This is a genomic window from Phycisphaerae bacterium (assembly GCA_012729815.1).
Lineage (GTDB): Bacteria > Planctomycetota > Phycisphaerae > JAAYCJ01 > JAAYCJ01 > JAAYCJ01.
In genome coordinates this window covers 1-14618 of record JAAYCJ010000020.1, presented here as the reverse complement: position 1 = coordinate 14618, position 14618 = coordinate 1, and the positions used below count along the sequence as shown (strand labels likewise).

The following is a 14618-nucleotide window of genomic DNA, read 5'->3' as shown; positions in this document are numbered from 1 at the left end:
GCGGCGACTCAGGGATATGCCCGCGGCCAGGCCGCCCCACCGGCCCCGCTGGCCGAGGGGAAGTACATTTGCGTCAAGGACGGCCACCTGTCGTATGACGGCGAACGCATTCGGCTTTGGGGAACCAATTTCTGCGCCTCGGTCAAGCGCGAGGGCGCGGACCTCGACCTCTCGTTCGACCGTCTCGCCGACGTCGGCTTTAACGGCATTCGGATCAACCTGTTCGACGGCCAGTTCGTCAGCAAGGATGCGCCCAATACGTACACGCTGCGCCCTTACACCAAGGGCGACAACAGCGGGCTTGACCTGCTGAACCGCTCGGTCCACCTGGCCAGGCAGCGCGGAATGTTCTTCTGGATGATGTTCTGCCGTTCGCGGGTTCCGGCGGTTGAAAACGACTACGACGTGATGCCGGCGCCCGACGCCCAGACGATCGCGGCCGGGCTGGACGGGCCGCGCGAGGAGTGGGCGCAGCTTCTGAAGGACGAGGACTGCCTGAATATGCTCGTCTATTTCGACGCGCGGGCGGAGCGGGTCCACCGGGAATTCGCCCGGGCCGTCCTGGAGCAGGTCAATCCCTACACCGGCCGGCGCTGGGCCGACGAGGAAGCGATCGGCCTGTGGGAGATCTTCAACGAGAACACCTTCGTCGAGCGGGCGATATCGACGGCGCCGACCGGCATCGTCAAGAAGCGCCTGACCGCGCGGTGGAACGCGTGGCTCAAGGACCGCTACAAGACGGATGAAGGGCTTCTTAAGGCGTGGGGCCAGTTGAACGAGGGCGAGTCGCTGGCCGACGGCACGGTGGCGTACGCGCCGACCAAGGGCGGCGTCGAGACCTCCGGCGCCGGCGTGCAGAAGGAATACGTGGCGAAGGACGCGACGCTGGGAACCTATCCCTACGCGCGCGGCGAGGACGTGATCCGCTTCGTGCTGGACCTGTACACCGGGCACACGCAGCGGTTCATCGCGTTCTGCCGGTCGCTCGGCAAACCCGGCGTCGGGATTTCCGTGGCGCCGATCTGTCCGTCGGGGCGATTCGGGGCCAGCCTGCAGAACTACTGCGCCGCGTCGTCCGGAGACTACTGCGCGACGGGCGTGTACGGCTTTGCGATGCGGCCGTGGGAGGTGGAGGCCGACGAGCCATTCTATCCCTTCGTCGTGCGGGTCAACAGCCACCCGCTGATGGAACAGCCGATCGACCTGGTGCGGGTCCCGGACAAACCCTACCTTGTCTATGAGTGCAACGACTATCGGCCCAACCCCTACATGGTCGAGTTCCACACGCGGATGCTGGCGTACGCGGCGTGGCAGGACTATGACGGTGTCTTCTGGTTCAACTGGGACGATGCAGGCTACCTCGGGAAGCTCTCGAGCGACCAGGACTACGTGACGACGCGCATGCCGATCCCCGACTCCAACTATCCCAACGCGGCGCTGATCCTCGCCAACGACGAAGCCGCCCTCGCGTCGCTCAAGGCGGCGGGAGCGGCGTTCAAGGCCGGTGCGATCCAACCCGCCCCGAATCCCGTCATCATGACCTTCGGAAAGGACATTCTGCTGAACCTGGTCCATCCGGGCTTTGGATCGCTGGAGAACATACCCGAGTTGACCAGCCAACTGCGGCCGGTGGTCTGGCGGCGCGGCATGCGGACCGTCTTCGATCCCGACCGTCCGTCGAAGCTGCCCAAACTCATCCGGGATGAGGAGTCCCGCATCGACATGCCGCCGTACGTCACCTTCGACTGGAGCAACGACCGCGGATTCATCCGCGTCAACGCCCCGACCGCGAAGATCCACACCGGTTTCCTGCCGCCGGTCCTGGAGTTCGGCGACGACGTGACGATCCGCCACATCGACCGCCAGTGGGGAACGATCGCCCTGGTCGCTGAGGACGGCCAGCCGCTTCCCCAGTCCAGGAGCATTCTGGTGGTCGCGATCTCGCGGAACATGAACAAGGGCATGCGGGTGACGCCGGAACGGCTCTCCAGCAAGAGCTATTGGCAGGAAGGGCTGGCCCAGATGTGCGGCGAACCGGGGAGCAGTCCGCCGATCGTCGATCGCGTCGGCTGCCTCATCTACGCCCCGTGGCTTGCCGGCATGACGTATGAGAAACGCGATTTCGCCCGCCAACCTTTCGATGACGGCAACGTCAACGGCAAGTTCGAACTTCGCGGCTATGAACCGACATTCTACGCCCGGCTGATCCGGCCCGAACCGACGCAAGACCGGTAGTGATACCTACCCACGGACGACATACACAAACCCTTGGAAAGGGAATGATCCATGCGAAATACTCTGCTCTGCTGTCTGGCGTTGATCGTCGCACCGTTGGGAGTCGCGTTCGGCCAGACCACCCGTCCGGCCCCGCTGACCGACGGCCAGTACATGACGGTCAAGGACGGCCATCTGTCGTACGACGGGAAGCGGGTGCGGCTCTGGGGCACGCATTTCTGCTGCGGACCCAAGCGCAGCGGCAAGGCCCTGGAGGTTTCGATCGACCGCATGGCCGACGCGGGCTTCAACGCCATTCGCTTTAACCTTTCGCACGGACTGTACAACTGCGGACCCGAATCGGAGAAGTTCTCTTACGACGTCCCGAAAGACACCAAGGGCAGCGGCAAGGACCTCGACAACCTGGACTACGCGATCTATCTGGCCCGCCAGCGCGGCATGTTCTTCTGGCTTCAGTTCTGCATGGGATGGGGCGCGAAGATGACGCCGGCCGATTACGACATCATGCCCGACGACGGCACCCGCGACCAGTGGAACCAAGCCATCGAGACGATCAGCACGCCGCACCTGATCTACCTCTCGGAGCGGGCTGGACGGGTCCACATGGAGTTCGCCAGACGCCTGCTGGATCACGTGAACCCTTACACCGGCAAACGCTACGGCGACGAGGAAACGATCGGCCTATGGGAGATGTTCAACGAGACGCTGGTGGTTCGCGACCTGATCATGGCCGTCGGGCCGAACCTCGAAACGTATCCTCAGTTCATCCAGGGCGAAGTCCACGCCAAGTGGATCGACTGGCTGACGCGGACCTACAAGGACGACGCGGGCCTGAGGGCGGCTTGGGGATCGCTCAAGGACGGCGAATCCCTGGCCGACAAGACCGTCCAATTTGCTCCGCGGCCCTCGCCCGAGGGCATTCAGGAGTTTGACGCACCGGGCTATCAGCCGGAGATGTCAACCTTGGAGAAATTCTACCAGGGCTACCCGGCCAAACGCAGCGAGGACGTCCTGCGCTTCTACTGCTGGCTCTTCGACGACTACAACAAGCGGTTCATCGCCCACGTGCGGCAGTTCGGCAAGGGCATCGCGGTCGTGCCCATCGCCCCGTCCGGCAACTGTCAGCGGAACATCACGCAGTACTACGCAGCCAGCCAGGATGGTTTCGTGGCCGCGGGAACCTACGGCTTTGCCTGCCGGCCGTGGGAGGTCGGCGAGGACGACCCGTTCATCCCCTACGTGAATCGCCATCCGCTCTCGGGCAACCTGACCGACTGCACCAAGGTGGCGGGCAAGCCCTACCTGATCTACGAGTGCAACGACTACCGGCCCAACCCGTACATGGTCGAATTCCCGATGTACACCGCCCTGCAACTGCTGGAACAGGACGCCGACGGCGCGTTCTGGTTCTACTGGGACGACAAGGGATACCTGCATACCCTTCAGAGCGATGCGGACTACGTCAATACGCGGCTGCCGATGCCCGACACCGACTATCCCAACGCCGGACTGGTCATGGCCAACGATGAGGTCCTGCTGGCCGCGTGCAAGTCGGCCGGTGCGATCTTCCGCCAGGCCGACATTCCCATGCCGCCGCGCACCCGCGTGGTGATCGGGCAGGACAGGCTCTTCGACGCCACCAAACCGCTGCTCGGCGAAGCCGAAGCCTGGCTGCGGCATCACGCGTGGCGCACCGGCGTCGAGCTGGTCTACGACCCCAACGGCCCGTCGCGGATTCCGCCGTGCGAGGGATACGACAAGCCGTTCTGTAACCTCGGCCAGTACGTCCGCTTCGACTGGCGCGACGGCAAGGGCTTCGTCCGCATCGACGCGCCGTCGTGCAAGGCCCAGGTCGGCTTCAACCCCGACTCGCTGGAATTCGGCGACACCAAAATCACCGGCTTGAACCGCAAATTCAGTTCCGTCTGCATCGTCGCCGAAGACGGCAAGCCGCTCGATCAATCGGCGTCGATCCTGATCACCCTGACCGCTGACTCCCACAACACCGGCTATCAGCTTGACGCGGGCAGGATGAAGCAGAAATGGGCGCCGGGCTTGGCTGAGGCGATCGTCAATCCCGGAACGACTCCGGTCATCGTCAATCGAGTCTCAGCGACCATCTCCGCTCCGTGGCTCAAGGGTATGCACTTCGAAAAGCGCGACTTCCTCCGAAAGACCTACACCAACGGCGAGATCACCGACAGCTTCACCGTCACCGAGGACGAGCCGCTGTTCTACGCGAGGCTGACCCGCCAGGCTCCCAGGACGGTCAAGAAGCTGCTGATCATCGGCAACAGCATCACCCGCCATGGGCCCAGCGAGTCGATCGGCTGGCCGGGCAGTTGGGGTATGGCCGCGACGGCCCAGGATAAGGACTTCGCCCACGTCCTGCACCGGATGCTCTGCGAGCACCAGCCGGGCAATCCGCCGCAACTCGAGCTCGCGTGCGTCGCCAACGAGCGGCAGATGACCGGCTCAGCCCACCTGGCGACCAACGACGCCGACCTGATCGTGGTCGAGTTGGGCGACAACTTCCGCGGCCAAGCCAACGAGGAGGAACTCCAGAAGCCCTACGAAAAGATCCTGGCGGACCTCAAAAAACCCGGTCACGACCCGCTGATCCTCTGCCTGAGCAACTGGGGCCGGATCGACGACAACCGCTTCATCCAGGCCGCAGCCGAAAACCAGGGCGCAACCTACATCGATATCCGCCACCTCTTCGACGACCCCGCCAACCGCGCCGGCGCCGAAGGACACTTCCAGCACGACGGGGTCAACTGGCACCCCGGCGACCGCGGCATGGCCGCCATCGCCGAAACCATCTGGACGGCCCTGAAGCCCCGTCTGGCACCGCCGGCGGCCGCCCCGTAGGCAAAACCCGCCCAGGGAGGCCCTTGACAAGGTCGGGCGAATCCTGTACCATCGCCTGTAGGATACGGTAATACAGTTACGCTGAACCGCCGTCGATACGGCTTTTGGGTGTAGCGGCCTGTATTCCCGTATGATAATACAGGCGGACCCGACCATGTCCACCATCAAAACGCCTCTGTATCTTCAGGTTGCCCAGACGCTTAAGCAACGAGTGCGGACCGGGGCCTACGAGCCGGGCCAGCCCCTGCCCTCGGTCCGGGCCCTCGGCGAGGAATTCGGGGTCAGCCTGACCGTCATCCAGAAGGCCGTTCGCAAGCTCGAAGAGGCGAGGATCGTGGTCACCCGCCCGGGCCGGGGCATGACCGTTGAGGACGCCGACTCGTGCAGCCGGACAGCTTTGGTCTTCGGGGTCATCCATCCGTACCTGGTGTCCATGAGCTTCCGCCGGGAAGTGCTCGAACACGTCGATGAGGCCTTCGCCGAACGGTCGAATTTCTCGGTGATGCGGTCGAGCCGGGACGACCCGGCGCTCGAGCGCCAGTTCGCTGCGCATTTGATCGAAAACGGGGTCAAGGGGCTGCTGATCTGGCCGACCAGCGACGACCCGAACGGCCCGTTCTTCGCCGACCTGGCCCGTCAGACGCCGGTGGTGTTGATCGACCGGTTGATGGCCGGGGCCGAGTTGCCCGCGGTGATCCACGACTATGAGGACGGCGGCCGGGCGCTCTGCCGGCGCATCCTGGACCAGATGTCGCGCCGGCGGCTGCTGGTGCTGATGGACGATCTGCGGATCAGCGCGTACGAACTGTTGACGGCTGGCATCCACAGCGAGGCGGCGAGGCTGGGCCGCCTGGCCGATGTGACGATCGTGCAGCTTCCGATCACCAGGGTCATCCACAACATCAACCAGTCGGACTTCAGCGGGGTCGATTTCTACGAACCGTACGTGGAGCGTCTGATCCGCGAAGGCGGCTATGACACGGTGTTTTCGACCCAGGATGAGTTTCTCGAATACGTGATCGTCGAGACGGGGCTGGTGGACCGTTTTCCGGAGATGCAGCTCGCCACGATGCGGGGCATCGGCCCGAACATGCGCTGCCGGCGCTATCGGCAGGCGGGCGTACTGGACCTGGTCTGCGACTCGACGGCGATGGTGGCCCGGGCCGCCGATCTGCTCCAGCGCTGGGTGCTCGAGCGTCAACCTGCTGGGCAGGTGATCCGACTGAAACCGGAACTGGCGTACAGCCGACTGGAGCGGTGATGACCGTGCGGCTGCACAAAGTACGTGTCACAACCTTGCCCGCGTTGGCGGTTCTGTCCCTTTTCATACAAGCCGCCGCGGCGGAAACACCCGCTTCGTTGGGTATTGGCAACGGTTCGTTCGAGTACGCCGATCCCAATAATCCGACTCTGCCGCTCGAATGGGCACCGTGGCTCTCGCCGGACGCCGAAGGCACGGTGGAACTGACGGCCCAGGAGAAGACGGAAGGCCAGCGGTCGCTTCAGATGACGTATAAGCAGGGATGGCAAGCGGACCGCTGGGTCCGCGCGGTGCATCGGTTCAGCGGCTTGGAACTCGGCGTGCCCTATTCGCTGACCGGCTGGGCCAAACAGGTCAGCGGCGAAGGGGCCCATCGCGGGTTGATCCTGTTTCTGGGCAACCGCTGGACGTGTTTCGACCTGCTGGCGGACCAGTGGGAGAAGGCGTGGAAGCAATTTACCGTCCCCTTTACGCTCAACCCGGACGATATCGACGCATCGGGAAACGTGCTGCTGGTGGTTCAACTCGACGTGCCCGGCGTCTACTGTATCGATGATCTTCGCATCCAGCCCTACAATCCCATCGAGATCGTGCCCGCCCAACGCCTGGCGGAAAAGAAGGTCTATCTGGTCCGACAGGAACCAGCCGCCGCGACACCGGCTGCGTCAATCCCTTCCGATCTGCCCGTCTATTCGATCGGCGCGGACACCGAACACAAGTCGACGCCGGAGATCAAAGACGACCAGGACCTTAGTGCCGCCTTCGCCCTGGCCTACAGCGACCGCGGCTTGCACCTGTACGTGGACGTCACCGACGACGCGATCGTCGCCGGACAGGATTACCTCTCGCTGACGCCCATCAAGGCGGAGGGGATGTACAACTGCGACAGCATCCAGATAGCGATCGACCAGGGCCTGGATCGGACGCCGCACTGGGACGGCAACGACCAGGAGATCGGTCTTGCCCCCGGACCGACGCCGGAGACGCAACTGGCGTGGTGCTGGACCATCGGCCGCGCGCCGACCGCCCGGGAATGCGACTTTACCGTCACGCGAACGGCCAAGGGCTACTTCATCGAAGCCGTCCTGTCGTGGACATTCCTCAACGCCATCGACCGCAAGGACCGGCGGGCGTTCGGCTTCAACCTGATCGTCAACGACAACGACGGCCAGGGCCGAAAGGGGTGGATATTCCTGAGCAAGGGCATCGGCGACGCCAAGAGCACCGAAGACAACCTGATCGCCATTCTTGACGACGGTCAGCCGAACGTGGTCGGCGTCTTCAAAAAGGAATACGTCGGCGGCGCGGGCGGTCCCCTCTTCCTGTGCGGCATGGACCAGCTCAACGGTCGGCGGTTTGACGTGGTGGTCGAGGACCAAGCCGGCCGCCGAAAGAGCCTGCTCTACCATCCGATCCAGCTTGACCTGCCGACCAACGCGGTCGGGCGGCTGGACACGGCGTTTGGCCTCGATGAGTTCCAAAGCGGCCCGATCGCCGTCCGCTGCCTGGCTGACGATTTGCCGGTCAAGACCTTCGACTTCTGTAAGCTCGACGTCAAGGAGACGATCGAGAGCATCGAAAAGCAGACCGCTGATCTTTGGGAACGGACCACGGAGCTTCAGCGGCGCGGCCTGCCGACCGGATACCTCCAGAGCAAACTGGCCGTCCTCTCGAGCCAGGCCCGCTTCGCCAGGGACAACCTGGCCGACTACCAGGCCAACGGCTCAGCGTACTACCTGGGCAAGGCGACGCGGAGGATTTCGGAACTCGAATCGCTTCTGGCGATGGCGAAGGCGGAATGCGACGCCATCGCGGAAGACAGGATTACGGACCGGTTCAGAACGTACCGCTACGTCAGCTCGCCGATCGCGATGGTCGACGGCTATCCGAACGCCAAAACAGTGGACGATTTCGGCCACACCGCCGTGCGCCCCGTCGTCTTTAACGGCTATTGCATGAACATCGACTGGAACATTGATACCCATCCCGCGGAGGGCACGGCTGTCTTCGTCAAGGAAAACGGCGAGACTGTCGAAGCTGCCGGTGACGTCGGCGAGATCGTCGACTCGCCGAACCTGGCCAATTCGTCGATGAGTTTCTTCGCCAATCTGCCCCTCTTCAAGGCAATGGGCGGAAACGCCATGATCGAGATGTGCAAGCCGACCTGGGCTGCGCAGGTCTACAACCTGGATTTTCCTCCCAATTTCGCCCAGCCGCAAAGCCTGTACGAAATGGCCAAGGGCATCAAAGGCCCCTTCTATTACAACAGCTTCCGCGATCGCTTCTCGCGGTTCTACCAATCCGCATACGACAGTGATTTTATCATCACCTACAACCTCTGGGCGGTGCACCTGCTGCCGTGGGTTTACGACGCCCATCCCGAGCTGCGAATCCCCAGCGAATGCGGCGGCGGCTCGTTCGGGTGGTTCAACTACCAGATCAACACGCCCGCGGCCAAGCGGATCCTCGGCTTTCTCGTCGAGAACGTGGTCCGCGAAATCAGGGACGACCCGCACGCCAACGTCGTGCACAGCATCGACATCGCCAACGAGACCGCCTTCACCGGCGGCCTCTACGACAGTCCCGTCCAGCGGGCCATGTTCCTGACCCACCTGAAAGCCAAGTACGGCGAGGACATCGGGACTCTCAACGCCGTCTGGAAGACACAATTCCGCAGCTTTGAAGAGATCCTGCCCGAAAACGTCCAAGGCCTTGTTCCCGAGAATCGCGTGCTTTGGTGGGAGTGGCACATCTGGGCCCAGGAAATGTTCAGTGACTGGCACCAATGGCTGGCCGACGTCGTTCGCGAGGCGTGGCCCGCGGCGCGGGTCTACGCCAAGCCGATCGCCGCCGGGTTCGCCCGGTCTTATTCCGGCAGCGTCGATTTCGAACGCTTCGCCGAGTGGTCGGACCTCAACTCCTGCGATGTGTTCCTCTACTACAACGAGGGCGATTACCGCTGCACGTGGCTCGACGCCGCCCTCAACTACGATCTGCTCTGTTCGCTCAAGCCGGCCGCCATCATCAACGCGGAAAACCACATCATCCGTGACGCCGAAGGGCGCGATATTCCGTACGACTACGTCTATGCCTGCCTGTTCCAGCAGTACATGCACGGCTTGGCCCTCTCCTCCACCTGGTCGTGGATGGAGCAGCGGGAGGACAGCGGATACCACCATACCAAGGGCCTTTTCGCCGAACGGCCCATGTGCATCGCCGCCCTCAACCAGGCCACCCTCGATGCCAACCGGCTGATCCACGAAATCAAAGCCTTCTTCGACGCCAAGCCGCAAATCGCCATCCTCTACTCCCCTACCGCCATGATAAAAGACACGCAATATCCGCGGCCCGAGGACAACTACGACGCAGCGGGGATCGAAGCCTACAAGCAGCTCAGCTTCATGGGCCACAAGATCGGGTTCATCAGCGAAAAGCAGATCGCCCGCGGGGAGTTCGGCGAGTTGGAGGTGATCGTCGCTCCCAACGCGGTGCACGTGTTGCCCGCGACGGCTGAGAGACTGATGGAGTTCACCGGCCGAGGCAAAGCGGTGATCTCCATCGGCCGCAGCCTCGCCAAAGACCCTTACGAAAACCACCTGGAATTCAGCGTGCCGATGGTCGAGCTCGCAGCGAACGAGAAATTCCAGGGGTTGGGAGAGGCGATGAAGGTCGCGGTCGAAACGCGGATGGGCAAACTCCCAGCCGAGGTTACCGTCGACGGCGGCATACCCGATGGGATCGAATGGCGGCTCGTCCGCGACGGCGATGGATACCTCTTGAACATAGTCAACTACAACCGAGACGCCCGGGAAGTGGCGATCGATCATAGAATTAAGATGAAAGATGAGATGCTGGACCTGATCCGGCACGAACCCGTGAGCAGCGCGTTTGTTCTCGAACCGCTGCGGCCGATGCTGATCAGAATGCGAGGTCTCGAATGAAAAAGAACGCGTTTACCCTCATCGAACTGCTCGTGGTCGTGGCGATCATCGCCGTGCTGGTCGCGATCCTGCTGCCGGCCCTCTCGCGAGCGCGTGAGCAGGCCCGCACCACGCTGTGCCTCTCGCAGGTCAAGTCGCAGGCGTCCGCGGTGCTTCTGTACGAGATGGACTACGGCGTCTTTCCGCCGGTGTACTGGGGCCGATGGCAGGCGCCGTACGACCGGTCCTCATGGGCGCACTTCATCTACTCGTACCTCGCGGGCGGGGCCAAGACCTACGTGATGGTCGACTACGCGTGGTGGCACGGCGGCAACGCCGTGTCCGTGTTGCCGACGTTCATCTGTCCGTCCGCCACGACGTCCTGCATCGTGTTCTGCCATCCCGCCGGTTCACAGGTCTTCGGACCAAACTATGCGTATGCGGACCTCATTCACCAGATACCGAACGATGCGGCCAGCGAAATCGACACCTACTGGCTGCGGTCGAGCGAGCTGACCCAGCCGGGGCAGGTCCGCATGATCTGCGACAGCGATACGTACTTCACGCACTATTGTCCGCCCTGCGGCGCTGAAGGTTGGCAGTTCCCGGATCTATACGATACTCCCGCCTTCGGTCGGCACATGAACGGCCTGAACGTCGGCTTCTGGGACGGACACGGGCAATTCATGACGAATTCGGACGTGGAAAGCGACCCCGTTCTGCACGGACATTGCGGACTCTAGGACCTGGACACAAGGAAATCTGCATGACCACATGGAAGTCTCTCGCGCTGACGGTATCGATGCTGATGGCGGCTGCGGTGGCAGCGGGCCAGACGCCGTCCACCCAGCCGGCGGCGGAGGTCGTCGCGACCATCGACGCAGCCGACGCGGGCAAGCCGTTTTCTCGCGATCTGTTGGGCGTGAACGTGGACAGCGAAGACGCCAACGAACCCGGCTATCGCGGCGTCGAACGATATTACGACTCGCTGGGACCGCTGGACACGCCGGCGGTGCGCTATCCGGGCGGACTGGTGGCCAACTTCTTTCACTGGGCTCAGACGCTCGGCCCGCTGGACCAGCGGACCAAACAGTGGAATTGCTTCCGCTTCGCTCAGTTCACCCCGCACCTGGGCGCAGCCGAGTTCCTCGTCCTGCTCGAACAACTTAAGGCACGCGGCATGGCCATCCTGAACCTGCTCGACGGCACACCCGAAGAGGCGGCGGCCTGGGTGGCCTTCTGCCGCGGGCGGATCGGCGATACGCGGACCATCGGCGTCGACGACCAGGGGACCGACTGGAAAACGGTGGACTACTGGGCGCAAAAACGGTTCGAGCTGACCGGCCTGCTCGAACCGGTCAACGTGCTCTACTGGGAGCTGGGCAACGAACTGATCGACGGCAAGAACTTCACCAACGCTCCCGATTACTGCCGCAAGGCCCTGGACTACGCCAAGGCCATCCGGCGGATCGACCCGAACATCCTGATCGGCTGGCTGGCCTGGGACGCTGAGGTGCTCAAGGACGACCGCGACCTGTTCGACTTCCACATCATTCACATCTACACCGGCTGGCCGCGTTACGGCGACCGCCACATCATGTGGAAGGCCGGCACGCTGGTCGGCGAGTTCGAATGCCCGGAGCCGGGCGAGTACACGCTGGACCTGAAGCTCGCCGCCATGGGCATCAACGCCAGGATCATCGAGATCGGCATGGTGCCGCAGGCGACGGTGGCCATCGACGGCGAGCCGTTCGAGACGGTGACCCTCGACCGTGACTACCGGGCCTTCAGCTACTCGCGCGAACTGACCGCGGGCAAGCACCGCCTCGAAATCGAATTCGCCAACGACTACTGCGAGCTCGGCGACGACACCAACGTAATCGTCGAGAAGTTCTTCACCGTCCGCCGCGGCGAGCATCAGGCGACCTACACGTTTCCCGACAAGCGGGAGGATATCCGGGTCGGTCTGGCCCAGGCCAGAGGCTACCTCGAGGGCCTGGCCGAGGGGTGCCGCACCGACATCCCGGGCGCGTTCATCGGCCTGACCGAATACAACCGGATGGAGTGTGCCTGCTTCGACCTGGAGACAGCCCTCTACACGGCTGAGATGTTGCGGATCTGCTCCGAAATCCCCGAAGTGCGCAACGCCATGATCTGGGAGGCCTGTTCCTGGAATTTCGGGATCAAGTGCAGTCTGACGGGCGTCGAGCGGCCGGTGTACTACGTCCTCCAGATGGCAAGCCGCCTGGGCGATCGGATCCTGCCCGTGCGACTCGGCTCGGACAATCCCGATCTGCAACTGCTTGCCACCAAGGATCTTCTGACCGGACGGCTGGCCGTCCTGGCTACGAATCTCGGCCCCCAGCCCCGGATGCTCCGTCTGACCGGTCCCGACGGCCAAGCCCTGCCGTTTGAGCGGCAGACCTTCATCTGCGGCAACCTGACCGATGAAAACGAGCAGAAACCGACAATTACACCGCAGACTCGCACGCTGACCAACGAGAAGACCATAGCCATTCCAGGTTTCTCAGTAAACCTGATAGACAGCAAAAAAGACTGAGTGCAGCCTGCCCAATCGGCCTCGCGGGACCTTGACAGGTACGCGCACGGCCATTATACTGCGCAAGGAAACACGGAAACGCGAGCATTCAGAGCGGTATCGCTATAGCCCGCGTGTTTCCTTGTTTCCAGAAAGGTGGCGCGATGTCAAAGGTCTTGACTGGCACTAGAGTTCCGCTGTATCGCCAGGTGGCACAGACACTTAGGCAACGAGTTCGAACCGGCCACTACGGAACCGACGATTCCCTTCCCACCATGCGAACCCTCAGCGAGGAGTTCGGCGTCAGCCTCAAAGTTGTGTACCAAGCGGTGCGGGAATTGGAGGCGGAGCGGGTGGTGGTCTGCCACTACGGCAAGGGGGTGCAGGTGGTGGACCGGGACCGCTGCGATCGGGCGGCGATCGTTTTTGGGGTGGTTCATCCTTATTTGCGGTCGATGGGATTTCACCGGGACGTGCTGGAGTACATCGACGACGCGTTTGCGGAGCGGTCGAATCTGGCGGTGGTGCGGTCGAGCAAGGACGATGCGGCGCAGGAGCGTCAGATCGCGCAGCACCTGATCGACAACGGGGTGAGCGGGCTGATCGTCTGGCCGGTGGAGGACGACCCGAACGGGCCGTTTTTCGCGGAGGTTTCGCAGGACGTTCCGGTGGTTCTGGTGGACCGGCTGTTGCCGGAGGTGGAACTTCCGGCGGTGCTGCTGGACGGGTTTGGGTGCGGGCGGGAGGTCAGCCAGACGGTTTTGGGTCAGATGGGGTGGCGGCGGATGCTGGTGTTGATGGACGATCTTCGGATCAGTTCGTACCAGGACGTCTGGGCTGGGATCGAGCGCGGGGCTGCGGAGTTGGGCCGGAGCGAGGACGTGGCGATCGTGGAGATGCCGATCAGCCGTCGGCTGATCCAGAAGGTGAACGTGGCGGACTTTTCAGAAGTGGGCACTCTGGGCAGGCAGGTTCGCCGGTTGATTTTGGAGGGGGATTTTGACGCGATTTTCTGCACGCAGGACGAGTTCATCGACTACGCGCTGGCCCAGACGGGTCTGATTCGGGAGTTTCCGAACCTGGCGATCGCGACTCGTCGGAACGTGGGGCCCAACGAGCGGAGCATGTCGTACTGCAGCCTGTCGCCGCTGGAGTGGTATTCGGACTCCGGGCGGATGATCTCGGCGGCGGCGGACATGGTCCAGCGTTGGGCGATGACCCGCCAGATGCCCAAGGAAGTGATTCGGCTGAAGCTCACTCTACAGCGGAGAAACCATGATGGCGCGTAGTTCGGGCGGTGTGCGATTTGGTTGGTTGCGATGGGCGGCTGGCGTTCTGGCCGCGTGCATTTGGGGTTCGACGTGTTTCGGCGCGGCGACGACTCAGCCGGCAGGGCTGGCGGAGGGGCAGTATATCACGGTCCGGGACGGGCATCTTTCGTACGGCGGGCAGCGGATCCGGCTTTGGGGGGTCGGTTTTACTCACACGATCAAGCGGCAGGGCGCGGACCTTGAGCTGGCGTTCGATCGGCTGGCGGACCTGGGGTTTAACGGCGTGCGGGTCAACCTGTTCGACGAGCATCTGGTGATCAACGATCCGGCGGTGAACACCTACACATTCCCGCCGTACACGAAGGGCGACGGTTCGCAGGCGGACCTGCTCGATTGCGCGATCGGTCTGGCGAAACGGCGGGGGATGTTCTTCTGGCTGCAGTTCGACCGCGGGCATTCACCGGCGCGGGCGGCGGACTACGACGTGCTGCCGGAACCCTCGGCGGAGGCAGCGGCGGCGG

The 14618-nt window shown here is 63.2% G+C and carries 8 protein-coding genes; all 8 read left to right on the top strand.

All coding sequences use genetic code 11. The annotated features are described in order from the left end of the window. Positions 1–2235: hypothetical protein (locus GXY33_01565; GenBank protein ID NLX03810.1), on the top strand; the 2235-nt coding region annotated here is incomplete at its 5' end. A 51-nt stretch (positions 2236–2286) separates the two neighbouring features. Then, entirely contained in the window at positions 2287–5106 is a 2820-nt protein-coding gene (locus GXY33_01560) for an SGNH/GDSL hydrolase family protein (protein ID NLX03809.1), read from the top strand. 154 nt (positions 5107–5260) lie between these two features. Then, complete coding sequence (locus tag GXY33_01555) at positions 5261–6367, top strand: GntR family transcriptional regulator (GenBank protein NLX03808.1); 1107 nt, start codon at positions 5261–5263, stop codon at positions 6365–6367. A 98-nt stretch (positions 6368–6465) separates the two neighbouring features. Next, positions 6466–10308 carry a hypothetical protein gene (locus GXY33_01550; protein ID NLX03807.1) on the top strand — a complete coding sequence of 1281 codons (3843 nt, stop codon included), beginning with the start codon at positions 6466–6468 and terminating at the stop codon, positions 10306–10308. Continuing rightward, positions 10305–11030: a DUF1559 domain-containing protein gene (locus GXY33_01545; protein NLX03806.1), complete on the top strand. Its 726-nt coding sequence runs from the start codon at positions 10305–10307 to the stop codon at positions 11028–11030. The genes GXY33_01550 and GXY33_01545 overlap by 4 nt, the downstream gene beginning before the upstream one ends. Positions 11031–11053: 23 nt before the next feature. Continuing rightward, complete coding sequence (locus GXY33_01540) at positions 11054–12847, top strand: hypothetical protein (protein ID NLX03805.1); 1794 nt, start codon at positions 11054–11056, stop codon at positions 12845–12847. Between the two features lie 188 nt (positions 12848–13035). Further along, on the top strand, positions 13036–14115 hold the full coding sequence (locus GXY33_01535) for a GntR family transcriptional regulator (protein NLX03804.1): 1080 nt from the start codon (positions 13036–13038) through the stop codon (positions 14113–14115). Further along, positions 14105–14618, top strand: a 514-nt coding sequence (locus GXY33_01530) for a hypothetical protein (GenBank protein ID NLX03803.1), incomplete at its 3' end; no start/stop codon positions are given. The genes GXY33_01535 and GXY33_01530, both read left to right, overlap by 11 nt.

Bases quoted from the DNA above. Each gene is read 5' to 3' on its own strand.
- GXY33_01560 (NLX03809.1), top strand. From the start codon at position 2,287: ATGCGAAATACTCTGCTCTGCTGTCTGGCGTTGATCGTCGCACCGTTG.
- GXY33_01555 (NLX03808.1), top strand. From the start codon at position 5,261: ATGTCCACCATCAAAACGCCTCTGTATCTTCAGGTTGCCCAGACGCTT.
- GXY33_01545 (NLX03806.1), top strand. From the start codon at position 10,305: ATGAAAAAGAACGCGTTTACCCTCATCGAACTGCTCGTGGTCGTGGCG.
- GXY33_01540 (NLX03805.1), top strand. From the start codon at position 11,054: ATGACCACATGGAAGTCTCTCGCGCTGACGGTATCGATGCTGATGGCG.